Below are 23539 nucleotides of genomic sequence, written 5' to 3' on the forward strand. Positions count from 1 at the left end.
CCCAATCTGGCCCGAAAGGATGCCGGGCTCTCGTGTGATGTCGGCAGGCTGAAGTGGTACAGCCTACTCAAAGCTGTAGCAAAATAACATGGGGATTTATGGGTGTCAATCGAAGAGCTCTCATAGTAGAATCGCCACAACACCGAGGCTAAAATAGCCCGTTTCTGTAGTCAAACAACAGAAGAATTCACCTCAGGAGACTCCCTTATGCGCTTGCTTTTCCGCCCTGCCCTTCCGCTCTTGTTCGCAGCTGGCCTGTGCCTGCCGGCTGCCGCCGCCGACAAGGTCGAGGCGCCCAAGGCCTCGACCGCCCTGCCGGGTGTAAGCCTGCTGGGCGAACCGCTGGAAATGGCGGGCCTGAAGCGCAAGCGCCTGGTGCGGCTCTACCTGCCGCCCGGCTATGCCGCCTCAAACAAGCGCTACCCGGTACTGTACATGCACGACGGCCAGAATCTGTTCGACACCGCCACCGCCTATGCGGGCGAATGGAAGGTGGACGAGACCCTTGACGCGCTGGCCAAGGAAGGCAAACTGGAACTGATCGTGGTCGGCATCGACAACGGCGGCGAGAAGCGCATGACAGAGCTCAACGCCTGGAACAGCGAACGCTTCGGCGCCGCCGAGGGCCGCGAATACACGGACTTCATCGTCAAGACCCTGAAGCCCCTGGTCGACCAGCGCTACCGCACCTTGCCCGGCCGCCAGCACACCGCCATCATGGGCAGCTCGATGGGCGGCCTGGCCTCGCACTACGCGCTGGCGCAGTATCCGGACGTGTTCAGCAAGGCCGGCGTGTTCTCGCCTGCTTACTGGACGGCGCAACCCTCGTTCGGCTTCGTGGCAGCCAAGCCGGTGCCGAAAGACGCGCGGGTATTCATGCTGATGGGCGAGAAGGAAGGTCCGGAGATGGTGGCGGACGTCAAGCGCATGGCCGAGGTGGTGCACAAGACCGGGCATCCGGCGACCAACACGGTGTTGAAGATCGTGCCGGGGGCGGAGCACAACGAGAAGTTCTGGTCGGGGGAGTTGCGCGAGGCGCTGCTGTGGATGTTTGCGGCTGAGCGCATGTAGGGTGGGCAGGGCACGTCAGGCCAGTGGCCTGACGTGCCCCCGCGCGTTCAACATTCGGTCGAATGAACGCGGTATATCAATGCATCCGTGGTTTGAACGCGCGGGCGGCAAAGCCGCCCACCCTACGACGTACTTTACCCTTTGCGATGCGGCTTTTTCGTGCCCGCCTTCGTAAACGACTTCTTCTTTTCCGACGGGGCCGACGGCGTTTCACCATCGCGCGTGATGTTCAGCTGCTGCCCCGCCACCCACACGGTCTTCAGGTGGCTGACCAGATCCGGCGGCATGTCGTCCGGCAGGTCGAGCGTGCTGAAGTCGTCGTAGATCTCGATGCGGCCGATGTACTTCGACGGGATGTTGGCTTCGTTGGCGATCGCGCCGACGATGTTGCCCGGCTTGACGCCGTGCTGGTGGCCGACTTCGATGCGGAAGGTGGCCATGCCCGGCTCGGACTCGCGCGCCACGCGCTCTTTCTTGAACGACGGTTCACGCGCTTCGCGTGCTTCGCGCGGTGCACGTGCAGGACGGTCTTCCCAGGTGCCGGAGGCTTCGCGCGGCGCGAATTCGGCACGCGGCTCGCGGTCCGGACGCTCGATCAGCAGCGGCACGTCGCCGCGGCCCAGCTTGGCCAGCGCGGCGGCGATGTCGACGGCCGGCACGTTCTGCTCGCGCTCGTATTCCTCGATCAGCGAACGGAACTGCTCCAGGCCGCCGGCGGCCAGCACTTCGGTGATCTGGTCCTTGAACTTGGCGATGCGCACGTCGTTCACGGCTTTCACGGTCGGCAGCGTCAGTTGCGACACCGGCTGGCGCGTGGCGCGCTCGATGGCCTTGAGCAGGCTGCGCTCGCGTGGGGTGATGAACAGGATGGCGTCGCCGCTGCGGCCCGCACGGCCGGTACGGCCGATGCGGTGGGTATAGCTTTCCGGGTCCGACGGCACGTCGTAGTTGATCACGTGGCTGATGCGCTCGACGTCGAGGCCGCGCGCGGCGACGTCGGTCGCCACCAGGATGTCGATCTTGCCGTTCTTGAGCTGCTCGATGGTGCGCTCGCGTGCCTGCTGGGCCATGTCGCCGTTGATGGCGACGGCGGCGAAACCGCGCGCCTGCAGCTTGGTCGCCAGTTCTTCGGTACCGAGCTTGGTGCGGGCGAAGATGATCATGCCGTCGAACGGCTCGGCTTCGAGGATGCGGGTCAGCGCTTCCAGCTTCTGCATGCCCGACACCAGCCAGTAGCGCTGGGTGATGTTCTCGGCGGTGCCGGTCTTGGCCGCGACGGTCACTTCTTGCGGGTCGCGCAGGTAGGTCTTGGCGATGCGCTTGATCGCCGGCGGCATGGTGGCCGAGAACAGCGTGGTCTGGCGCTCGGCCGGGGTCTTTTTCAGGATCTGCTCGACGTCGTCGATGAAGCCCATGCGCAGCATTTCGTCGGCTTCGTCCAGCACCAGCGTCTTGAGCTTGGAGAGGTCGAGCGAGCCTTTTTCGAGGTGATCGATCACGCGGCCCGGGGTGCCGACGATGACGTGCACGCCGCGGCGCAGCGCCTGCAGCTGCGGGCCGTAGCTCTGGCCGCCGTAGATCGGCAGCACGTGGAAGCCCTTGATGTGGGCAGCGTAGGTCTGGAAGGCCTCGGCCACCTGGATCGCCAGCTCGCGCGTCGGCGCCAGCACCAGCGCCTGGGGCGTCATTTGCTTGATGTCGATGTTCGACAGGATCGGCAGCGCGAAGGCCGCGGTCTTGCCGGTGCCGGTCTGGGCCTGCCCGAGCACGTCACGGTTGGCCAGCAGCAGCGGGATGGTTGCAGCCTGGATCGGCGACGGCGTTTCGTAGCCGACGTCCTTCAGCGCCTTGAGGACGGGCGCCGACAGTTCGAGGTCGGAAAACGACGGGAGGGGGGTGTCTGACATAGAAAACTTTCAAAAACGGAACTAAACCGCCAGTTTACTCTCTTGCACAAAGAGGGCGGGCACAATTTGGAACGGCGGGGTGTGGGGCGGCGGGGAAACCCGCCCGTCCCATGAAAAACGGCCCCATGCAGCTTTGCGCACGGGGCCGCGAATGATACAGGTAAACGCTACATCTTTTTGGCCGGGCACATTTTGGCGATGTACTCGTTGTGCGTCGGCATCACCTTCACGCACTGGGCGATCACGCTGCGCACGCTTTCCAGGTAATCGGCGATGTCCGCTTCCGACTGGGTGTCGGCCAGCGGATGGTAGCCGTCGATCGGCATGTTCTGCCCTTCCAGCACCTGGATCCAGCCGACTTCCGAGAACAATTCGCTGTCGACCCGGACCACGCGCCCGTGCGAACGGTACATGTCCATCTTGCGCTGCAGGGTCTCGGGAATGGCCATGTGGGCGCATTCCGTCCAGTAGCTTGAGTCGGTCCGCTGGTTCAGCTTGTAGTGCAGGATGATGAAATCGCGCACGCGCTCGTATTCGAAGCGCGACTGGCGGTTGAATTCGTCGCGGTCCACGCTGCTGAAGCGGCGGTCCGGGAAGAAGTCGATCAGGCGCTGGATCGCCGACTGGATCAGGTGGATGCTGGTCGATTCGATCGGCTCCAGGAAACCGCCGGCCAGGCCGACGGCGACCACGTTGCGGTTCCACGCCTGCTTGCGCATGCCGGTCTGGAACTTGATCAGGCGCGGCTCGGCCAGCGCCTTGCCGTCCAGGTTCGCCAGCAGCGTGCCGGCGGCTTCGTCGTCGCTGATGAAGCGGCTGCAGTAGACGTGGCCATTGCCGGTGCGGTGCTGCAGCGGGATGCGCCACTGCCAGCCCGACTGGTGCGCCGTCGCGCGGGTGTAGGGCGTCATGGCGGCCACGGATTCGCAGGGCACGGCCAGGGCGCGGTCGCTCGGCAGCCAGCCGCTCCAGTCTTCGTAGCCGGTCTGCAGGGTCTGCTCGATGAGCAGGCCGCGGAAGCCCGAGCAGTCGATGAACAGCTCGCCCTCGACCCGCTCGCCGCTCTCCAGCACCACGGCGTCGATGTGGCCATCGCCTTCGCGCTGGGTGGCGCGGGTGATCTTGCCCTCGATGCGGATGACGCCGCGCGACTCGGCCAGCTTGCGCAGGTAGCGCGCGTACAGGCTGGCGTCGAAGTGGTAGGCGTAGGCGATATCGCGCAGCGGCGAGTTCGGCACGTCGTGCCGGGCCGGCATGAACTTGTTGGCCTTGGCGGCCATGCGCGAGATCGAGTATTCCTCGAGCGGCGCGGCCTTGCCCGCGCGGCGCATCTTCTGCCAGTACTGGTCGAAGGGCACCGTGGCCAGGTCCTGGCCCAGGCGCCCGAAGCCGTGCATGTAGCGCTCGCCCAGCTTGCCCCAGTTGACGAATTCGACCCCGAGCTTGAAGCTGCCCTGGGTCTCGCGCATGAATTCGTGCTCGTCGATGCCGAGCACGCGGTTGAAGCGCTGGATCATCGGGATGGTCGCTTCGCCGACGCCGACGATGCCGATTTCGTCGGATTCGACGAGGCGGATGTTGTAGCGGCCGTTGAGCATGGTCGACAGCGCCGCGGCGGTCATCCAGCCGGCGGTGCCGCCGCCGACGATGACGATGTCTTTGATTGGTTCGTTGTGCATGTTGTTCGTCCGGATGCAATACAAAAAACGACCCCTGGCAGGCGGGTGCCCGGCAGGGGTCGTTACTTTACCGCAGTCAGCTCAGATCAAGCTTAGAACTTGTAGCTGGCGCCGAAGTGGTAGGTACGGCCGTAGGCGCGGCGGTTCGACGGGTTTTCTTCGTCGGTGGTGTACTCCAGGAACGGTGCGTTATTCCAGTTCTGCGCCTGGGCGTACAGGCTCACGCCCTTGAGCCAGCCGCGCTGGATCTCGTACGATGCCTGCAGGTCGACGATGGTCTCACCCTTGATGAAGGTCAGCTGCGCGTTGTCCTGGAAGTCCGACACCTGGCCCAGGAAGCTCGAACGCTTGCGCGCCGCGGCAGCGATCTGGAAGCCATTCTTCTCGTAGTACAGGCGCAGGTTGGTGACCTTGCGCGACAGGCCCGGCAGCGGGATGCTGGTCATGTCGCCGTTCACGTTGGCAAAGCCCGTTTCCGGCAGGTTGACGTTGCTCTTGGTGTCCGAGTGGTTGACCATCACGCCGAAGCCGTCCAGGTACTCGGTCAGCATCGAGAACGGCACGTTCACGGCCACTTCGAAGCCCTTCAGGTTGCCGCCATCGCCGTTGATCGGCTGGTTCAGCAGGCCCACGGTCGAACCCTTGTACGGGCCGGTCAGCGGCAGCGCGGTCGTCGGGGTGACGAACGGGCCGAAGTCGAAGGCGCGCGGCACGCGGATGATGTAGCTGTCGAGCTTCTTGTAGAAGTAAGCAGCGCTGATGTAGCCCTTGTTGCCGAAGTACTTCTCGTACGACAGGTCGAAGGCCTTGGCGCGGAACGGCTTGAGCTGCGGGTTGCCGGCGCCGCCGGTCAGGATCGACACGCCCTGGGTCGCCAGGCCGAAGTTGCCGCCGGCGCGCAGGTCGTCCAGGTTGGCGCGCGAGACCACCTTGGCCATGCCCAGGCGTACCTTCTGCTCGTTCTTCAGGTCGAACGACAGGTTCATGCTCGGCAGGACATCCCAGTAGCTGTCGCCTTCGCTCACGCGCTGCGCCGGGCAGGTCTGGGCGGTATTGCCGGTGCAACGCGCCTTGTCGATGACGAAACCGCCGCCGGTCTGGTTGGTGTGGATCGCCTGCAGGCCGGCGTTGCCGCGGTAGTTCAGACCGAACAGTTCACCTTCCAGGTCGCCCATGACATAGGCGGTGTTGATGCGCTCGCTCACGTCCCAGTACTTGTTGTAGATGTCGGCGTCGACCTTCGGCGCCAGTTCGTACACGCTGCCGAGCGAACCGCGCGGATCCCACGACACCACGTTGAAGCCCGAATTGCCTGCCTGGGCGATGTCGCTGCCCGGCACGGCGGTGGCCGCGTAAGGACCGCTGCCGCCCTTGATCACCAGGCGACCTTCAGGACCGGTACGCGCCTTGTCGCGCGAGGTATGGTTGAAGCCGTAGCTGGTGCCCACCAGTGGGCCCCATTCGACGGCCTTCTTGGCGGTCAGGCGGATCGCCTTGACTTCGTCCTCGATGTAAGGCTGGGCCAGGTAACCGGCCTGTGGCGAGGCTTCGCCGCCGGACCAGCCCATCACGTCGGTCAGGCGCGCAACGCCGCGGTCGGCGTAGTTCGAGCCCGGGGTGTACTGCACCTGGGTAACGTTCGAGCCGTTGAAATTGGCGTACTTCAGGGTGTCCTGGGCACGGCCGGCGATACCGGCAGTGGTTTCGTAGCGCGAGCTCAGCTTGGTCGCTTTCGACCAGGTCAGGTCGGCGGCGGTGGTCCAGTCGGCGATCTTCAGTTCGCTGTTCCAGCCGATGGTCTTCAGATCGTCCTTGGCGCCTTCGTAGTGGTTACGCACCACGCCTTTCCAGTTGCTGATGGTGCCGGTGGTGGCGACGCCGTTGGTCACGGTGGCTGCGCTGAGCACGTGCGGCAGCTCGTAGGCGCCGCCGGCGTTGTAGGCCACGCCGCCTTCGAAGCCGGTCTTCTTCTGGCCGGTCTCGCCTGCCGAGTAGAACAGGTCGACGGTCGACTTGAAGTTCTTGTTAGGACGGAACTGGAGCGACGCAAAAGCGCCATCACGTTCGTGCGAGTCGACCACGGTGTCGTAGCCGAAGCCGCCCGGAGTCTTCACGGTGGCGCCGTTGTACGCCATGTCCGCGGTGCCCCAGGAATTGAAGGTGGTCTGGCCGCCGCCGGTTTCTTCGTAGCGGGTAAAGCCGACTGCCACGCCGATGGTGCGGTCGGCGAACTGGTCGACGTACGACAGGGTCGCGCGCTTGCCGTCGCCTTCCGGCAGGCCGTCAGGGTGCTTCACGCCGAGGCGGGTCTTCTTGTAGCTGACGGCGACGGTGCGCTTGCTGAAATCGAGCGGCTGCACGGTGCGCAGGTCGATGGTCGAAGCCAGGCCCTGGCCGATGACGCTCGCGTCCGGGGTTTTGTAGATGACGATGGAACCCATCAGCTCGGCCGGGAACAGGTCGAATTCAGGCGAGCGGGCGTTGCCGGTCGAGGCCATTTCGCGGCCGTTGAGCAGGGTGCCGTTGAAGCTTGGCGACAGGCCGCGCACCGAGATGTCCGCTGCCCTGCCCGAGCCGCGGCTACGCTGGGCCGACACGCCAGGCAGGCGCGAGATCGACTCGGCCACGCTCTGGTCAGGCAGCTTGCCGATGTCTTCGGCCGAAATGGCTTCGACGATCGAGCTGGAATTCTTCTTGATCGAGATCGCAGCTTCGATACCGCGGCGGATACCGGTGACCTGGACCGTCGCGACGCCAGGCTGGGCAGTCGAGCCCGGCGGCGTCGGCTCGGCGGCGGCGGCGGCCTGCTCGGCCGAAGCCGGTGCGGTCGCGACGCTCGAGGTGGCGCTGGTCGTGGTGGTGGTGTTGTCCTGCGCGGTCGCTTGCGCATAGGCGCTGCCCGCGAACACGGACAGGAATACGGCGCAGCCTGCGGCGACCGGGCTCAGTTGAAATGCAAGGCGGGCCGGAGCGACGCGCTTGGTTGCGAAGATGTTCATGTGTCCCCTCAAAAAGACAGATTTTATTTTCTCGAAACTACAGCGCAACAGGCAGCACAGCAGCCCCAAGCCAACGATTTAGACGTTCTGCCGAGAATTTTGTACTAAAACTAGATGCACTGTCAACGAGAGTTGCTTGTAACTACGATAATGGCATGATTTTACAAAAGCAGGCGTGAAACCAGGTGTTTTGCGTTGTATTTGGGCTACAGAGCTCGGGCCAAGGCATTGTAGTCGGACTACAAATGCACCTCAGCAATGCCATTTCGGAGGCGGTCGCACCATGCTAGTGCATCGCGTTAGAAGCGGAGCTGATAATTCGATGTGGAAATGAAGATTACCTTATAGAAAGGTGTACTTTGACTAGATAAACGGGCATCCGTGGTTTGTCTCGTCTGTCCCTTCTGTAGTATTCTTTACGCAATATAACTACGCGCGGCAGTTCACACGGCTTCAAGCTTGGCACATACGTGTAGTCTGACTACGCGCCGGGGCGACGCGAACCGTGGACGCCCCAGATCCCATGAGACAGCTCTTCGCCAGCATCCTCCTCGGCAGCGCCGCACTTGCTCCCGCCTTTGCCCAGTCCCCCGCCATCGCCCACATGGAGCCGCCCTTCTGGTGGGCCGGCATGCAGCACAAGGGCCTGCAGCTGATGGTGCATGGCGAGCGCATCGCCGAGCTGGAACCCTCGCTCTCCTATCCCGGCGTGCGCATCGCCAGCGTCACCCGGGTGCCCAGCAAGAACTACCTGTTCATCGACCTGATGGTCGAAGAGGACGCAAAGCCGGGCAAGTTCGAGATCCTGTTCAAGGGCGCCAATCGCCAGGCCAGCTATCCCTACCAGCTGCTCGCGCGCGAACAGGGGTCGAGCCGGCGCGTGGGTTTCAACAGCAGCGATGCGATCTACCAGGTGATGCCCGACCGTTTCGCCAATGGCGACACGACCAACGACAGCACCCCGGACACGCTGGAAAAGGCCAACCGCGCCAACGGCTCCGGACGCCACGGCGGCGACATCCAGGGCATCATCGACCGCCTCGACTACGTCAAGGACATGGGCTTCACCCAGCTGTGGCCCACGCCCCTGGTCGAGAACGACATGCCGGCCTACTCGTACCATGGCTATGCCGCGACCGACCATTACCGCATCGACCCGCGCTACGGCAGCAATGCCGATTTCCGCCGCCTGGGGCAAGAGGCCAGGCGCCGCGGCATCGGCCTGATCCAGGACGTGGTGCTCTCGCACATCGGCAAGTCGCACTGGTGGATGAAGGACCTGCCGGCGCCGGACTGGGTCAACTACGGCAAGTTCGTGCCGACCCAGCACCACCGCACCGCCGTGCAGGATCCGTATGCATCGAAGGAAGACGCAGACAACTTCACGCGCGGCTGGTTCGTCGAGAGCATGCCCGACCTGAACCAGTCCAACCCGCTGGTGGCGAATTACCTCATCCAGAACAACATCTGGTGGATCGAGTACGCGGGCCTGTCGGGCCTGCGCATCGACACCTTCGGCTATTCGGACGGCGCCTTCCTGTCCGAGTACACGCGCCGCATCATGGCCGAATACCCGAAGCTGAACATGGTGGGCGAGGAATGGAGCAAGCTGGTGCCGGTGGTGGCGCGCTGGCAGCGCGGCAAGCACAACTTCGACGGCTACCGCGCCTCGACCCCGAGCCTGATGGACTTCCCGGTGGCGGAAAGCCTGCGCACCGCGCTGGCCGACAAGGAGGGCCGCAACGTCTTCGGCGACGTGTACGAGACGCTATCGCTGGATTACCTGTACCCGGAGCCGGGCAACCTGGTACTGTTTGCGGACAACCACGACATGTCGCGCATCTGGAGCGTGGTCGGCGAAGACTTCGAGCGCTACCGCATGGCCCTGGTGATGCTGATGACGCTGCCGCGCATCCCCCAGTTCTACGTCGGCGACGAGATCCTGATGACCAGCGCCACCAAAGAGCGCAACGACGTCAGCTACCGCAGCGACTTCCCCGGCGGCTGGGCCGGCGACAAGGTCGATGCCTTCGCCGGCAAGGGCCTGGGCGCGCAGCAGAAGGCGGCGCAGGACCTGGTGCGCAGGCTGGCCAACTGGCGAAAGGGCCAGCCGGTCATCCACCACGGCAAGCTGATGCACTTCGGGCCGCAGGCCAACACCTATGTGTATTTCCGCTACGACGGCGAGAAGAAGGTGCTGGTGGCTTTCAACGCCAATGCGAAGGAGATGGTGCTCGATGCCGCGCGCTTCCGCGAAATGCTGGCCGGCGTGGCGGGCGGCGTGGATGTGTTGAGCGGGAAGCGCTTCGATTTGCGTAGCGAATTGCGCTTGCCGGCCAAGGCGAGCGTGATCCTCGAGCTGGACGCGGCTAATTGAACCTGGCCGATCACGCAAGCGTCGTCGCCTGCTCGTAGGGTGGGCGGGAAACCCGCCCACCCTACGGACGACCGGCTACCTCACGCGGTTTCGAACCCTACATCCGGCGCCGAGCGCGGTTCCTTGCGCGAGGCCCCCTGCACCATCAGGTAAAGCCGCCCTTCCAGCACGCGGAACTCCAGCGGCATGGCCATCGGCTCGACCTCGCCGTCGGCCGCCACCTTCATGCGCTTGCGGCCATACACGGCCGGCGTGCGCACCGTCAGGCGCTTGAAGGCGAAGGCTTCGACGTCGGCGTCGCCCAGCCGGCCCAGCGCGCCGCGCACCAGCAAGCCGATCAGGCCCAGCCTGCCCATCGGCCGCGGGGCGATGGCCGCCAGCTGCCCTTCTTCGACCGCCTCGGTGAGGCCATCCATGCCGACCTGCTCGAGCTGCAGCCGGTTGTTCCCGATGAACAGCGTCGTGGTGCGCAGGCGCCGCTCCTTGCCGTCGAGTTCGAGCGTGATGCGCAGGTGGCGCGCGGGGCGCAGCATGATCTTGACCGCCGAGAAAAAGGCCACCAGCCGGCTGCGCCCGTACTGCGCCTTGTCGATTTCGCGCTCTTCGAGCAGCTTCGGGTACAGCCCGACGCTGGCGTTGACCAGGAAGACCTTGTTGTTGACCACGCCCACCTGCACCGGCCGCACGTGGGCGCGCAGCAGCGCATACACGGCTTCGCCCAGGTCTTCGGGAATGCCGTGGGTGCGGCCGAAATAATTGAAGGTGCCCTGCGGGAGCACGCCGAAGGTGCAGCCTGCCAGCACGGCTTCGTGGGCCACCGTGTTGATGGTGCCGTCGCCGCCGGCCGCCACCAGGATGCCGCCGGCGGCAATGGCGCGCGCCGCCATGCTGCGCGCGATGGCCTGCAGCTCCGCCGGATCGTCGACCAGCTCGAGATGGCAGCTGCGGCCGGCGGCGGCCAGCACGGTTTCGATGGTCGAGCGGCGCAACTCGGTTTCGGAATGACCCGATCCGGCATTGAGGACAATGAAAAAAGGCGCGTCTGGACTCGGCTCGGTGGTCGGCATCGATGGTTTTCGGGTGAATGGCATATGGACGATGTAACAAGACCATCGTAACACCAGCCCGTATCCGACCGCGTTCCGTTTCCCTTTTCCTAGGGCGCCAGGTCCATCATGTAAACATTGACCCCGGACTGGCCGGGCACCAGCTCCGCGAAGCGCTCGAAGCGCATGCCCAGCTTGCGCAGCAGTCCGATCGAGGCCGCGTTGTCGGGGTCGGTGATCGCCGCCAGGCGTGTCAGGCCCAGCGTGCGCGCATGGCCGGCGACGGCCTGCGCGGCCTCGAAGGCATAGCCTTGCCCGCGGTGGCGCGCCAGGAAGGCGTAGCCGATGTCCACGTCCTGCAGCGCATCGCGCTTGACCAGGCCCGACAGCCCGATCGGCGTGCCGCAATCAAACAGCTCCACCACGTACAGCGAATGGCCGCGCGCGCTTTGCATCGCCACCGGTCCTTCTTCGATGGCGCGCGCCGCGGCCTCCAGCGTGCGCAGCCCGCGGTCGCCGATGTGGGCGATGAAGGCGGGGTCGTTCACGAGTTCGAGGTAGAAGGCGCAATCGCCCGGGTCGGCCAGGCGAAGGCGCAGGCGCGCGGTGCGCAGGATGTCGGCGCGGCCGCTGGAGGATTCGGCCATCATGCGTCCGCCGTCGGCCAGTGGTCCGGGTCCTGCAGCAGCTGGTACATCACGTAGGCGTCCACATAGCCCAGCGCCTTGTGGCGGTAGGCCTTGGGCAGGGTGCCGACGATCGAGAAGCCGAGTTTTTTCCAGAGCCGCACGGCCGCGGTATTGGTGCTCACCACATAGTTGAACTGCATGGCCAGGTAACCCTGGCGACGCGCTTCGTCGAGGCTGTGCTCACCCAGCATGCGGCCGACGCCGGCGCCCTGCGCCGACGGGCTGACCATGTAGGAGGCGTTGGCCACGTGGTGGCCGCGCCCGACCTGGTTCGGGATGAGGCGGTACATGCCGAGCACCCGCGAGTTGTTCGAGGTCGCGACGAAGCTGGTCACGTCGGGGCCGAGCCAGTAGGCATGGCCCGCCTCGCGCGAGGTCGCGGTGGTGAACGGGTAGGTTTCGCCGGCGGCGACATGGGCACTGAAGATGCTCCATATCGCGTCGAAGTCTTGGTCGCCGGCCGGGCGGATCTGAATGTCTTTCACGGAGCCTTGGGATACATTGCCGAAACTTGAAAGCGGCCTATTTTAGCCGGGATTGCCAGTCTCTTCACGTATCGTGCGCACCCTGAGGCACATGCCGGAAACCGGTGGCCTCGGGCCGCCCGGGCAGGTGCAGGGTCGCGCGCGCGGACGGCGCCTCGGCGATGACGGCCCCGCGCCGGATCACCAGCCGGCGCGCCGCGCGCAGGCGGATCGCCTCCACGGTCGACCCGGCATCGAGCAGCACCAGGTCGGCCCGGCAGCCCGGCACCAGACCATATCCCTGCAAACCGAGGATGCGCGCCGGCGTCTCGGTCACCGCCAGGAAGCACTGGTGCATCGCCTCGCTGCCCGTCATCTGGGCCACGTGCAGTCCCATGTGCGCCACCTCCAGCATGTCGCCCGAGCCCATGCCGTACCACGGGTCGAGCACGCAGTCGTGGCCGAAGGCGACGTCCACGCCGGCGGCCAGCAGCTCCGGCACGCGGGTCATGCCGCGCCGCTTCGGATAGCTGTCGTGGCGGCCCTGCAGCGTGATGTTGATCAGGGGGTTGGCAATCGCCGCCACGCCGCTTTCGGCGATCAGGGGCAGCAGCTTGCTCACATAGTAGTTGTCCATCGAATGCATCGAGGTCAGGTGCGAGCCGGCCACCCGCCCCTGCAGGCCGAGGCGCTGGGTCTCGTAGGCCAGGGTCTCGATGTGGCGCGACATCGGGTCGTCGGTCTCGTCGCAATGCATGTCCACCCGCAGGCCTTGTTCGGCCGCGAACTCGCACAGCAGGCGCACCGATTCGGCGCCCTGCGCCATCGTGCGTTCGAAATGCGGGATCCCGCCCACCACGTCCACGCCCATCGCGATGGCGCGCTTGAGGTTGTCGAAGGCGCCAGGACTGCGCAGGATGCCGTCCTGCGGAAACGCAACCAGTTGCAGGTCGAGATAAGGCGCCACGCGCCGTTTGACTTCCAGCAGCGCCTCGACGGCAAGCAGGCGGTTGTCGCAGATATCGACGTGGCTGCGGATCGCCAGCAGGCCGCGCGCCACCGCCCAGTCGCAATACTGCAAGGCGCGCTCGATCAGCGCCTCCTGCGCCAGCAGCGGCTTGAGTTCGCCCCATAACTGGATGCCCTCCAGCAGGGTGCCGCTGCGGTTCACGCGCGGCAGGCCATGGCTGAGCACCGAATCCATGTGGAAGTGCGGGTCCACGAAAGGCGGAGTGACCAGGTCGCCCCCGGCGTCGATCTCGCGTGCGCCCTGCGCGGCGAGCCGCGCTTCCACGGCGGCCACCAGGCCATCCTTGATGCCGATGTCGATGCCGCGGCTGCCGTCCGGCAGGGTGGCGTTGCGAATCACGAGATCCATGCGTGCGCTCCGTTGTGTTTTGCTGATTGTAGCGACGAATGGCCGCTTCGAGCTTGCCGGACTGGAACCGTCACGCATGCAGCCTGCATTGGTAATGCTGCACCGCAATATTTCTGCTCAAGAATATAGCAATATACCTTTGCAAGCTCGTGCAATCATGGCTACACTAGCCGATATTGCAGCGCGCCATAAATGACTAAAGGAAATCATATGACTTCACTTGCAGAACAATTTTTCGCAGCAGCAGCAGGCAAGACCCCGTTTTCGGCGCCGTTCGCAGGCCAGCCGGCGTCCCAGCTTCCCGTCCAGATTCCGGCCCAGCTGCGGACCCAGTTCGAAACTCAGGTCGATTTCTTCCAGTCGTTCACCAGGCAGGCCTTCGACAGCGCCAGCCGCGTCCTCGCCCTGAACCTGGCCGCCTCGCGCGCCTCGCTCGAGCGCTCGACCCGCGCGGCGCAGGCCCTGGTCGCTTCGCGCGATCCGCGCGACGTCCTGACCCTTGGCGGCGCCGCCGAAGAACAGATGCACAGCCTGTTCGACTACAGCCGTGAACTGATGAGCATTGCCGGCAGCGTCCAGCCGTTTGCCCTGGGCGGGAAGGCGCCGGCAGCGCCAGCCGCGCCGGTCCACAACGCATCGGCCGAGCCGGTCGTCGTGGCGCAACAGGAGCAGGTGGCCGAGCGGCTGGCCATCGACGCCGAACCGGCGCCGGTCGCCGAACAGACCGAGATCGTCATGGCCGCCGGCCAGGGCGAGCCGCAGGCCGGCGTCGCACCGCATCCCGCTGCGGCCCCACTGCCTGCCGAAGAAGCCAATGTGCGGGTGAAGGTCGCTCAAGGCTCGTCGTCCAAGCGCAGGAAGTAAACGGCGCCACGCTCCGGCCTCGGGCGCTGCGCCCGACAGGCAAAGCGTCTACACTAGCGGGCTTCGGCCCGCTTTGTCGTTTTTCGGGCACACCATCTCCAAGGAAGTACATGAGTCTCGCAAGGCTGATCGGCGGCTTTGTCCGCCGGCATTGGCATGCCTATGTCTCGTCGGCCTTCATGCTGGCCGGCGTCGCCATCTGCACGGTCTTGATTCCGCGTAAGGTCGGCGCCCTGATCGACGGCCTGGCCGCGCACCGGCTCGACCAGGATGCGCTACTGCTGGGGCTGGCCCAGCTGCTCGGCCTCGGCCTGGCGATCTATGTGCTGCGCGTGGGCTGGCGCATCCGCCTGTATTCGGCCGCCTACAACCTCGGCGTCGAGCTGCGCACCCGCCTGTACGCGCGCCTGGCCGCGCAAGGGCCGGCCTTCTTCGGGCGCCAGCGCACCGGCGACCTGATGGCGCTGGCCACCAACGACATCGACGCCATCGAAATGGCCGCCGGCGAAGCCATGCTGGCCGGCTTCGACGGCACCCTGACCCTCTTGATGGTCCTCGGGATCATGACCCTCGGCGTGGACTGGCGCCTGGCCAGCATCGCCCTGCTGCCCTTCCCCCTGATGGCGCTGGCCTTCTGGCGCATCTCCTCGCACATCCACACCGCCGAGGGCGATGCGCTCAAGCGCTTCTCGGCGCTGAACGACCACGTGCAGGAATCGCTCACCGGCGTGCGCACCCTGCGCGCGCTCGGGCTGGAAGAACGCAGCGCCGCCCAGTTCAGCGAACTGGCGGGCAATGCAGCCAACGCCAGCCTCTCCGCGCAGCGCTGGGAAGCGGCCTACGAGCCGGCCGTCGGCCTGACCTTGAGCGCAGCGACGGGCCTGACGCTGGGCCTGGGCGGCTACCTGGTCTGGAACAACGAGCTGACCGTCGGCGCGTTGACCAGCTTCTCGATGTACCTGGGCCAGCTGATCTGGCCGATGTTCGCGGCCGGCTGGGTGCTGTCGCTGATCGAGCGCGGACGCGCGGGCCTGGCCCGCCTGCAGCCGCTGCTGGACGCGCCGCTGACGGTCGACGACAAGGGCAGCTTGAGCCAGGTCGGGCGCGGCGCGCTGGTCGTCGAGGACGTCAGCTTCGCCTATGGCGAGGCGGACCGCCCGGCCTTGAGCAGGGTCTCGGTGGCCATCGAGCCGGGCCAGACCCTGGGGCTGGTGGGCCCGACCGGCGCCGGCAAATCGACCCTGCTGCGCGTGCTGCTGCGCCAGGCCACGCCGCAAGACGGCACGGTCAGCTGGGCCGGCCACCGGCTGGAAGAATATCGATTGAGCGCGCTGCGCGCGGCCCTGAGCTGGGTGCCGCAGGAGTCCTTCCTGTTCTCGAGCACCATCGCGGAAAACATCGCGCTGGCGCGCCCGGGCGCCTCGCGCGCGGAGATCGAACACGCCGCGCGCATGGCCTCGATCCACGACGACATCCTGCGCTTCCCCCAGGGTTACGACACGCCGGTAGGCGAAAAAGGCATCACGCTCTCCGGTGGCCAGCGCCAGCGCGTGGCGATCGCGCGCGCGCTGCTGGCCGACAGCGCGCTGCTGCTGCTCGACGACGCGCTGTCGGCGGTGGACACCGGCACCGAGACGCGCATCCTGGAGCACCTGGCCGAACTGCGCGCAGCGCGCCCGGAGCGCGCTGCCATCATCGCCAGCCACCGTCTGTCGAGCGTGGCCGCGGCCGACCGCATCGTGGTGCTGCGCGAAGGCCGCATCACGGAATCCGGCACCCACGACGAACTGCTGCTGTTGGACGGCTGGTATGCCAGCCAGTGGCGCTATCAACAACTGGAGGCCAGCATCGATGCAGAGTGATGCCATGAAGGTCCAGGCCCGGCACGCCGCGCGCCTGCTGCGCCGCGCCGCATACCCGGACCGCCGCCACCTCTACTGGGCCACGCTGTGGCTGGTGTTGGCCGCCGCCCTCGAAGTGGTGGGACCGCTGCTCGGCAAGATGCTGATCGACGACCACCTCCTGACGCGCAACCTGGACTGGCCGCGCATCTGGCTGCTGCTGGGCGGCCTGGTGCTCACCGGCTGGACCTCGTCCTGGATCCGCTACCTGCAGCTGATCCGCCTGTCGGGGCTGGCGATGCGCTCGGTGCGGCGCCTGCGCGAATGGGTCTATGGCCACGTGCTGCGCCTGCCCATGAGCTTCTTTGACCGCGCCATCACCGGCCAGCTGGTCAGCCGCGTGACCAACGATACCGAGGCGGTCAAGACGCTCTACATCCAGGTGCTGTTCGTGATGCTCGATTCGAGCATCGTGCTGACCGGGACCCTGGTGGCGATGGCCTGGCTCGACTGGCGCCTGATGCTGGTGGTGCTGGCGCTGGTGCCGGCGGTGGTCGGCATCGTCTGGCTCTACCAGCGCCTGTCGGCGCCGGCGGTCACCCGCGCGCGCGCCCTGCGCAGCGACATCAATGGCCAGATGGCCGAATCGATCGGCGGCATGAGCGTGCTCCAGGCCAGCAATGCCGAAGGGCGCTTCGGCGAGCGCTTCCTGGCCACCAACCGCGCCCACCGCACCGCGCGCCTGGCCGAACTCAAGGCCAACGCCTTCCTGCTGCGCCCCGCGCTCGACCTGCTCAACGTGGTGCTGCTCACCATCGTGATTTTCGGTTTCGGCCGGCGCGAGATGAATGCCATCGAAGTCGGCGTGCTGTACGCCTTCATCAGCTATATCGCGCGCGTGGTCGAGCCGCTGATCCAGATCACGATGCAGTTCAGCGGCCTGCAGCAGGCGGTGGTCGCGACCGCGCGCGTGGAAGCGCTGCTGGACGAAGCAGGCGCGGCCGAACACGCGACGGGCCGGATCGGCAACGATGCAGCCTTCGACCCCAAGGCGCCGGCGGTGCGCGTGCGCGGCCTGAACTTCGGCTACATCGACGGCCAGCCCGTGCTGCACGACCTGTCGCTGGAGATCCCGCAGGGCGCGTTCTTCGGCATCGTCGGCCACACCGGCAGCGGCAAGTCCACCCTGCTCTCGCTGCTGCTGCGCTACTACACGCCGAACCGGGGCAGCATCGATATCGGCGGCTTGCCGCTGGCCTCGATCGGCAACGAGCGCTTCCGCAACGAAGTGGGCCTGGTGCCGCAGGATCCCTTCATCCTGGCCGCCACCGCGCGCGAGAACATCGACATGGGCCGCGGCCTGCCGGAAGAAGCGATCGAAGCGGCGGCGCGTGCGGCGCATGCGCACGGCTTCATCTCGCAGCTCGAACAGGGTTACGACACCCAGCTCGGCGAAGGCGGCTCGAGGCTGTCCTCGGGCCAGAAGCAGCTGGTGGCGATAGCCCGCGCGCTGGCGGGCGAGCCGCGCATCCTGCTGCTGGACGAAGCAACCTCGCGCATCGACAGCGCCACCGAACAGATCGTGCAGGAAGCGCTGGAAGAATTGCGCGGCAAGGTGACCATCATCGCGATCGCGCACCGCTTGTCGACGATCCGCGCGGCCGACCGCATCATCGTGCTGAACCACGGCCGCATCACGGAAGCCGGCGCGCACGAGGACCTGATGCGCATCGAGGGTGGCTTGTACCAGCGGCTGTATTTGCTGCAGCAGATCGCGGTGCAGGGAGCGGTGGACCGGTGAATTTTCGTAGGGTGGTCGGCTCTGCCGACCGCGCGTTCAACCAGACCACGCGTCGCCACGGCGCATGCCGCAGTTGAACGCGCGGCCGGGAGGACCCGACCACCCTACATTCAGCTACGCGTCATTGTCTTCGTCATGGATGCGCGTGCAGATTTTTTCGATCACCGCGCTCGCCTTCGTCCAAAGCGTATTCTCGATGGTTACAGGCTGCGCCGACTCCATGCCCTTCCCGCAGCCAGCGCCAGCAATCCAGCCACGAGGAAGGTGGTTGCGGACTGCAGGTTGGCCGCCCCATGAAAGCCGACCACGTCCATCATCGGCATCCCCTTGGCATTGATCGCGACATAGAGCCCGAACAGGAACAGGCCGAGGAACAGGCGCGGCGTGCGGCTCAAGGCCCCCAGCAAGGCGGCAAAGCCGGACAGCGCCAGCACGCCGGCGACGACGGCCAATGCGCGCACCGGTTCGTCGGCGCTCCAGCGCAGGGCGACGGTCCCGGTGAACAAGGCCCCGAGCAAGGCGGACGCCGCCCACTGGCGCAGGAAGCGCCGGCCGGCGCCGCCCGGAACGGCGGCGGTGAGGCCATCGCAAGCGGCACTGAAGTCGCGGGTGCTGCTTTCGCTGCACAGGATGCCCCACCAGGCGACGGCGCCGACCAGCAATCCGGGCAGCACTTCGGCCGGCAGCACCAGGGCGCCCACGATACTCGCGGCAATCGCCAGGATGGCGCTCGGCGCGGTGGTCAAGACGAGGCCAAGGTCGGCCAGCACCTGCCCCGGTGTGCCGGGGACGCGCGCGGCCAGCCGCATCAGCGGCTGCACGGAGCGGGCCAGCGGCCGCAGCCAGCCGTTGAGCACGGCGAGCGGCGAGCGGCGCTGGCGCGCCTTGCCGGCCTTGACCCGGTCCGGCGAAAAGCGGTGGAACAGCAGGACCGCCGGTACCAGCGGCGCCAGCGCCAGCAGGCAGGCAAGCAGGCGCCCGGCCACCTGGGATCCGCTCCACAGCCACTGCGGCAGGGTATGCGGCGGCAGCGCGGCATTGAAGGTCATGGCGCCGATGCCCACGCTCTCAAGGCTCATGTGGAGCCGCATGGCTTCCATGGCCTGGGCCATGCCGGTAAAGTCGAGGATGGCCAGCGCGGGCGAGGCGCCGGCTTCCTCGATCATTGCGCCCATCGACAGCATTGCGATCCAGACGAAGAAATACAGGATGTCGCCGCCCTTGCCCATCAGCGGCGCCCAGCTGTCGCACAGCACCGCGCAACTGGCCGCGAACAGCACCATCGGCAGCAGCAGCACGCAATAGGTTTGCAGGTAGACGAGCGGCTGGATGGGCCCTTCGCCGCGCAGCAGGTGCAGCGCGAGGATGGTCAGCATGAAGGCGCCGAGCAGGATCAAAAGGCCGCCGACCGCCCCGAGCCAGCGGCTGGCCACCAGTACCAGGTTGCCGGCGGACGTGGATCCCACGACTGCGCCGATGCCGCTGCGCAGGTCTTCGCCGGTGCGCCCGCGCGCCAGGTAAAAGCCGGCCAGCGAGAACAGCAGCCCGGCCAGCGTGGCGCTGCCCAGCGCCAGCGCGGAACTGGTGTACAGCACCCGCGCGTCCTCGACGATCAGGAGGGTCCTGCCGGTGGCGGGGTCTTCGATCATGGCCCAGCTGATGGCGGCGACCGCCAGTACGGCCATCAGGGTCGACAAGCGGCGCATGCGCAGCCGCACTTCGTTCGCCGCCAGCGCGCCGACCATGCGCCATGGGAGTTGCCGCATCATGCCGCCTCCGCCTGCAGGGCATCACGCTGCGCCATCAGCGCTTCTTCCAGGCTCGGCTCGGCCTCGCGCGCCCCCAGGCATGGCAGCTCGGGGTGGGCGATGCGCAGCGCCATGCGTTCGCCCTGGCGCTGGGCCTGCAACACGTGCACGCGCTCGCGCAGCGCCGCGTAATCGTGTTCGGCGACGTTCGCCGTCCAGACCTGGCCGCGGGCGCGCTGCAAGATCGCTTCCGGCGTTTCGTGGGCCACCAGCCGGCCGGAACGCATGATGGCCAGCTCGGTCGCGATGCTCTCGACGTCCGACACGATATGGGTGGACAGCAGCACCAGCTTGCCGTAGCCCAGCTCCGCCAGCAGGTTGCGAAAACGCAGCCGCTCTTCCGGGTCCAGGCCGGCGGTGGGCTCGTCGACCACCAGGATGTCCGGATCGTTCAGCAGCGCCTGGGCGATTCCGAGGCGGCGCTTCATGCCGCCCGAGAACGAGGCCGCCGGCCGGTGGGCCTGGTCGTGCAAGTTCACCAGTTCCAGCAGGCGCCGAATGCGGGCCGGGTCGCGCACGCCCTTGAGCGCGGCGAAATACTGCATGAATTCGAGCGCGCTCAGGTTCGGGTAGACGCCGAAATCCTGCGGCAGGTAACCCAGGCGGCGGCGCATTGCGTCGGGCCTGGCGACGATATCGACACCATCGAACAGGATCTGGCCGCGCGTGGGGCGGCTCAGGGTGGCGATCATCTGCATCAGGGTGGACTTGCCCGCGCCATTGTGGCCGATCAGGCCGATAACGCCATGCCCGAGGGTGAGCGACAGCTCGTCCACCGCCTTGAGCTCCTTGCCAAATTGCTTGGTGACGCCGCGCAGTTCGAGCATGCCATTCTCCTGATTAAGTTTTGCCCTGACTATAAGAACGCAGTGGTCCGGTTACCAGTGTTTTGCGACAGGAGGTCGAAAAGCAAGGATGAGCGCTTCCGGGGCAAGACGGATAGACGGCCCGGGTGGGGTTCTCGTGGCAAAGCCCATGTGTCTTTTTAGTGACAGTTGAATAGAAATACAATTTCCTTGTTGCAACAGGAATATAATGTTTCGGATACCATGTATTACTTTTTGTCTGCATTCCGAGACCCAAGCTCATGCTCACTGGCCTGCCCCGCATCTTCGTGCGCTCCCGACACATCGCGCTTGCCGCAGCGCTGTGCGTTGGGCCGACGGTCGCCGGTGCGGCCGACGCGCTGCCGCTCGCGCAGCGGCTGGCGGAAATCCGGGAAATCAACAAATATGCGGGCCAGCGCGCCCTGCCGATGCTGCAGGGGATGGAGCTGGAGGGCCGCGCCGCGCCGCTGTCTGAACGCATCGAATTCCTGAACCAGCTGTCCAATGCCTACGACGAGGTGGGCAAGCTGGACGAAGCGAACGCGCTGGCGGACGAGCTGGTGGCGCTGGGCCGCCAGCACAACAACCGTGTCGCCCTGGCCAAGGGCTTGCTGCGCAAGGCCTACATGGCCTTCCGCCGCTCCGAGCTGGCCGAATCGCACCGCCTGGTCTGGGAAGCGGAAAAGCTGGCCTTGACCACCAATGACCCCGAACTGAAGGTGCGCGCCGCGATCTCGTCGGGCGATTCCTGGGCCGAGGAAGGCAACTTCCCGAAGGCGCTCGAGCGCCTGCAGGCCGCCGCCGCCATGGCGCGCCAGAACGGCAACCCGTTTCAGATCGTCATGTCGCTCAATGCCCTGATCGACCTGTACCAGCAAATGCGCGAATACGGCAAGGGCTTCGAAGCCCTGGCCGAGGCGGTGGAGGCGGCGAAGAAAACGAATTCGCCGGGACGCATGGCCACGCTCAAGCATGCGGAATACGGTTTGTCGGTATCCACCGGCCAGTACGCGCGCGGCCTGAAGGCCTTGCTCGACAGCCTGGCGATCGAACGCCGCATCGGCGCCGAGTCGCTGTCGTCCTACACGCTGGTGAACCTGTCCGATTGCTACCTGAAGCTGCGCGACTACCGCAACGCCGCCACCTATGCCGAGCAGGCCGTCGCCGTCGCGCGCTCGCTGAACAATACCGGGCTGGAGGCAACGGGCCGCCTGAACCTGGGCCAGGCCTACCTCGCCATGGGCCGCCTCGGCGAGGGCAAGCGCCATATCGAGGCCGGCATGACGGCCTACGAGAACCTGGGCGACCAGCCGGAGCTGCAACTGGTTCTGGTCGAATACGGCCAGGCCCTCGAACGCGTCGGCGACCTGCCCGGCGCCCTGCGCGCCTATCACCGCGAGCGCAAGATTTCCAACGAGCTGTTCGAGAAACGGCGCCAGCGCGCGGTGCTCGACCTGCAGGAAAAATACGAGACCGAGAAAAAGCAGCGCCAGATCGAACTGCTGCGCAGCGAAAACGAAGTCAACCGACTGCAGCAACGGGTCATGTGGCTGCTGGCGGCCGTCTTTGCGCTGACGGCCGTCGTGGTCGGCCTGCTGTACCGCAAGGTGCGCCATGCCAACGCCCAGCTCTACGAGAAGAACATGGAGCTCAAGCAGCAGAGCGTGCGCGATCCGCTGACCGGGCTGTACAACCGCCGCCACTTCCTGGACTACATGCGCAGCACGCCGCAGCCGGAGCTGCGCGAAGGCAGCGACCAGTGCGGCGGCCTGTTCCTGCTCGACGTCGACCACTTCAAGAACATCAACGACACCTATGGCCACGCGGCCGGCGACGCCGTGCTGACGGCCATCTCGGCCAGCCTGCGCGAGATCCTGCGCGAAACCGACATGATCGTGCGCTGGGGCGGCGAAGAATTCCTGGCCTTCCTGCCGACCGTCCCGCGCTCGAGCCTGGACGAAGTCGCCCAGCGCATCCTGAGCGGCATTTCAGCGGTGGCGATTGCGCACGCAGGGCATACGCTGAGGGTGAACGTCTCGATCGGCTTCGCGCCCTTCCCGCTCGCCTGCGGCGGCGAGGTGTTGCCTTGGGAACGCGCGGTAAACCTGGTGGACATGGCGCTGTACCTGGCCAAGGCGCATGGCCGCAACCGCGCCTATTGCGTGCGCGGCTTCGGCGACCCGGCCCAGGTCTGCCTCGAGGACATCGAGCAGAACCTCGAACGCGCGTGGCGCAACGGGCAGGTGAATTTGTCGGTCGTGCATGGGGATGTGCAGGACCAGCGGGTCAGCGCCTGACCAGGTTTTCGTAGGGTGGGCGCGTCTCCCGCCCGCGCGTTCAAACCGTGCTTGTTCCGTCGACCTGCAACTCGTAGCGCGCACTAGTTGAACGCGCGGGCGGCGAAGCCGCCCACCCTACGGATTCCTGGCTAATCCGCCGCGTCCTGGATTTTTTCGCCCGCGTCTTCCACCTTCTTGCCCACTTCCTCGGTGGCGCGTTCCAGGCCGCCCTTGGCGTCCTTGGTCGCGTCCTTGATCTTGTCGCGGGCTTCGGCGGCGGCGCGGTCGGCCTTGGCCAGTTCGCCCTCGACCTGGCGCGAGACCCGCACGCCGGCATCGTCCAGCACCTTGCCGGCCTTCTGGGCCGGACCGATCGCGTCTTCATCACGGCTGCAGCCTGCCAGCATGGCCAGGGCCAGCAGCGTGCCCAGCATTGTCGTCTTCATGGTCCACTCCTGCTATTTGCTTGCCGACAAGCATACACCTGCGGCGAAAAACCTGGTTGACCG

At 66.1% G+C, this 23539-nt stretch carries 17 protein-coding genes; 7 read left to right on the forward strand and 10 right to left on the reverse strand.

The window, feature by feature from the left end:
* Positions 1-207: 207 nt before the first annotated feature.
* Positions 208-1071, forward strand: coding sequence for an alpha/beta hydrolase (locus AC56LR_RS00085; RefSeq protein WP_497126088.1), 864 nt, complete (start codon positions 208-210; stop codon positions 1069-1071).
* A gap of 134 nt (positions 1072-1205) precedes the next feature.
* Here the strand turns inward: AC56LR_RS00085 and AC56LR_RS00090 are convergent, their stop codons facing one another.
* From AC56LR_RS00090 to AC56LR_RS00100, 3 genes are all read right to left on the reverse strand, one after another.
* Positions 1206-2978 (reverse strand): DEAD/DEAH box helicase, encoded by a 1773-nt coding sequence (locus AC56LR_RS00090; protein ID WP_497126090.1) that lies wholly within the window; start codon positions 2976-2978, stop codon positions 1206-1208.
* Positions 2979-3145: 167 nt separating this feature from the next.
* Positions 3146-4657 (reverse strand): tryptophan halogenase family protein, encoded by a 1512-nt coding sequence (locus AC56LR_RS00095; RefSeq protein WP_497126092.1) that lies wholly within the window; start codon positions 4655-4657, stop codon positions 3146-3148.
* Between the two features lie 92 nt (positions 4658-4749).
* The gene (locus tag AC56LR_RS00100) at positions 4750-7656 is read right to left on the reverse strand and encodes a TonB-dependent receptor (protein WP_497126094.1); all 2907 of its coding nucleotides are present in this window, start codon (positions 7654-7656) and stop codon (positions 4750-4752) included.
* Positions 7657-8179: 523 nt separating this feature from the next.
* On the opposite strand from AC56LR_RS00100, the gene AC56LR_RS00105 reads away from it, so the two are divergent.
* Positions 8180-10033, forward strand: coding sequence for a glycoside hydrolase family 13 protein (locus AC56LR_RS00105; RefSeq protein WP_497126096.1), 1854 nt, complete (start codon positions 8180-8182; stop codon positions 10031-10033).
* 80 nt (positions 10034-10113) lie between these two features.
* Here the strand turns inward: AC56LR_RS00105 and AC56LR_RS00110 are convergent, their stop codons facing one another.
* The 4 genes from AC56LR_RS00110 to AC56LR_RS00125 form a co-directional block, all read right to left on the reverse strand.
* Entirely contained in the window at positions 10114-11100 is a 987-nt protein-coding gene (locus AC56LR_RS00110; RefSeq protein ID WP_497126098.1) for a diacylglycerol/lipid kinase family protein, read from the reverse strand.
* An 89-nt stretch (positions 11101-11189) separates the two neighbouring features.
* On the reverse strand, positions 11190-11729 hold the full coding sequence (locus AC56LR_RS00115; RefSeq protein WP_497126100.1) for a GNAT family N-acetyltransferase: 540 nt from the start codon (positions 11727-11729) through the stop codon (positions 11190-11192).
* A complete protein-coding gene (locus AC56LR_RS00120) occupies positions 11726-12253 on the reverse strand; it encodes a GNAT family N-acetyltransferase (protein WP_497126102.1) in 528 nt (175 codons plus the stop codon). Before AC56LR_RS00120 ends, AC56LR_RS00115 begins: the two co-directional genes overlap by 4 nt.
* 64 nt (positions 12254-12317) lie before the next feature.
* A complete protein-coding gene (locus AC56LR_RS00125; RefSeq protein WP_497126104.1) occupies positions 12318-13610 on the reverse strand; it encodes an amidohydrolase family protein in 1293 nt (430 codons plus the stop codon).
* Here AC56LR_RS00125 and AC56LR_RS00130 point away from each other — a divergent pair.
* The 4 genes from AC56LR_RS00130 to AC56LR_RS00145 all read left to right on the forward strand — a co-directional run bounded on the left by AC56LR_RS00130 (position 13609) and on the right by AC56LR_RS00145 (position 18116).
* Entirely contained in the window at positions 13609-13806 is a 198-nt protein-coding gene (locus AC56LR_RS00130; RefSeq protein WP_497126106.1) for a hypothetical protein, read from the forward strand. The genes AC56LR_RS00125 and AC56LR_RS00130 overlap by 2 nt on opposite strands.
* A gap of 14 nt (positions 13807-13820) precedes the next feature.
* Positions 13821-14474, forward strand: a complete 654-nt coding sequence (locus AC56LR_RS00135; RefSeq protein WP_497126110.1) for a phasin family protein — start codon at positions 13821-13823, stop codon at positions 14472-14474.
* Between the two features lie 110 nt (positions 14475-14584).
* Positions 14585-16336 carry an ABC transporter ATP-binding protein gene (locus AC56LR_RS00140; RefSeq protein ID WP_497126112.1) on the forward strand — a complete coding sequence of 584 codons (1752 nt, stop codon included), beginning with the start codon at positions 14585-14587 and terminating at the stop codon, positions 16334-16336.
* Positions 16326-18116, forward strand: a complete 1791-nt coding sequence (locus AC56LR_RS00145; RefSeq protein ID WP_497126116.1) for an ABC transporter ATP-binding protein — start codon at positions 16326-16328, stop codon at positions 18114-18116. Before AC56LR_RS00140 ends, AC56LR_RS00145 begins: the two co-directional genes overlap by 11 nt.
* 200 nt (positions 18117-18316) lie before the next feature.
* On the opposite strand, the gene AC56LR_RS00150 is transcribed toward AC56LR_RS00145, so the two are convergent.
* Positions 18317-19885: a hypothetical protein gene (locus tag AC56LR_RS00150; protein ID WP_497126119.1), complete on the reverse strand. Its 1569-nt coding sequence runs from the start codon at positions 19883-19885 to the stop codon at positions 18317-18319.
* The gene (locus AC56LR_RS00155) at positions 19882-20751 is read right to left on the reverse strand and encodes an ABC transporter ATP-binding protein (protein WP_497126121.1); all 870 of its coding nucleotides are present in this window, start codon (positions 20749-20751) and stop codon (positions 19882-19884) included. The genes AC56LR_RS00150 and AC56LR_RS00155 overlap by 4 nt, the downstream gene beginning before the upstream one ends.
* A 260-nt stretch (positions 20752-21011) precedes the next feature.
* On the opposite strand from AC56LR_RS00155, the gene AC56LR_RS00160 reads away from it, so the two are divergent.
* The gene (locus AC56LR_RS00160; protein ID WP_497126124.1) at positions 21012-23048 is read left to right on the forward strand and encodes a diguanylate cyclase; all 2037 of its coding nucleotides are present in this window, start codon (positions 21012-21014) and stop codon (positions 23046-23048) included.
* A 131-nt stretch (positions 23049-23179) separates the two neighbouring features.
* On the opposite strand, the gene AC56LR_RS00165 is transcribed toward AC56LR_RS00160, so the two are convergent.
* Positions 23180-23476 (reverse strand): hypothetical protein, encoded by a 297-nt coding sequence (locus AC56LR_RS00165; protein WP_497126126.1) that lies wholly within the window; start codon positions 23474-23476, stop codon positions 23180-23182.
* Positions 23477-23539: the final 63 nt, after the last annotated feature.

Source organism: Telluria sp. ZT3P39 (assembly GCF_059685935.1).

Bases quoted from the DNA above. Each gene is read 5' to 3' on its own strand.
- AC56LR_RS00085 (WP_497126088.1), top strand. From the start codon at position 208: ATGCGCTTGCTTTTCCGCCCTGCCCTTCCGCTCTTGTTCGCAGCTGGC.
- AC56LR_RS00090 (WP_497126090.1), bottom strand. From the start codon at position 2,978: ATGTCAGACACCCCCCTCCCGTCGTTTTCCGACCTCGAACTGTCGGCG.
- AC56LR_RS00095 (WP_497126092.1), bottom strand. From the start codon at position 4,657: ATGCACAACGAACCAATCAAAGACATCGTCATCGTCGGCGGCGGCACC.
- AC56LR_RS00100 (WP_497126094.1), bottom strand. From the start codon at position 7,656: ATGAACATCTTCGCAACCAAGCGCGTCGCTCCGGCCCGCCTTGCATTT.
- AC56LR_RS00105 (WP_497126096.1), top strand. From the start codon at position 8,180: ATGAGACAGCTCTTCGCCAGCATCCTCCTCGGCAGCGCCGCACTTGCT.
- AC56LR_RS00110 (WP_497126098.1), bottom strand. From the start codon at position 11,100: ATGCCGACCACCGAGCCGAGTCCAGACGCGCCTTTTTTCATTGTCCTC.
- AC56LR_RS00115 (WP_497126100.1), bottom strand. From the start codon at position 11,729: ATGATGGCCGAATCCTCCAGCGGCCGCGCCGACATCCTGCGCACCGCG.
- AC56LR_RS00130 (WP_497126106.1), top strand. From the start codon at position 13,609: ATGCGTGCGCTCCGTTGTGTTTTGCTGATTGTAGCGACGAATGGCCGC.
- AC56LR_RS00125 (WP_497126104.1), bottom strand. From the start codon at position 13,610: ATGGATCTCGTGATTCGCAACGCCACCCTGCCGGACGGCAGCCGCGGC.
- AC56LR_RS00135 (WP_497126110.1), top strand. From the start codon at position 13,821: ATGACTTCACTTGCAGAACAATTTTTCGCAGCAGCAGCAGGCAAGACC.
- AC56LR_RS00140 (WP_497126112.1), top strand. From the start codon at position 14,585: ATGAGTCTCGCAAGGCTGATCGGCGGCTTTGTCCGCCGGCATTGGCAT.
- AC56LR_RS00145 (WP_497126116.1), top strand. From the start codon at position 16,326: ATGCAGAGTGATGCCATGAAGGTCCAGGCCCGGCACGCCGCGCGCCTG.
- AC56LR_RS00150 (WP_497126119.1), bottom strand. From the start codon at position 19,885: ATGATGCGGCAACTCCCATGGCGCATGGTCGGCGCGCTGGCGGCGAAC.
- AC56LR_RS00155 (WP_497126121.1), bottom strand. From the start codon at position 20,751: ATGCTCGAACTGCGCGGCGTCACCAAGCAATTTGGCAAGGAGCTCAAG.
- AC56LR_RS00160 (WP_497126124.1), top strand. From the start codon at position 21,012: ATGCTCACTGGCCTGCCCCGCATCTTCGTGCGCTCCCGACACATCGCG.
- AC56LR_RS00165 (WP_497126126.1), bottom strand. From the start codon at position 23,476: ATGAAGACGACAATGCTGGGCACGCTGCTGGCCCTGGCCATGCTGGCA.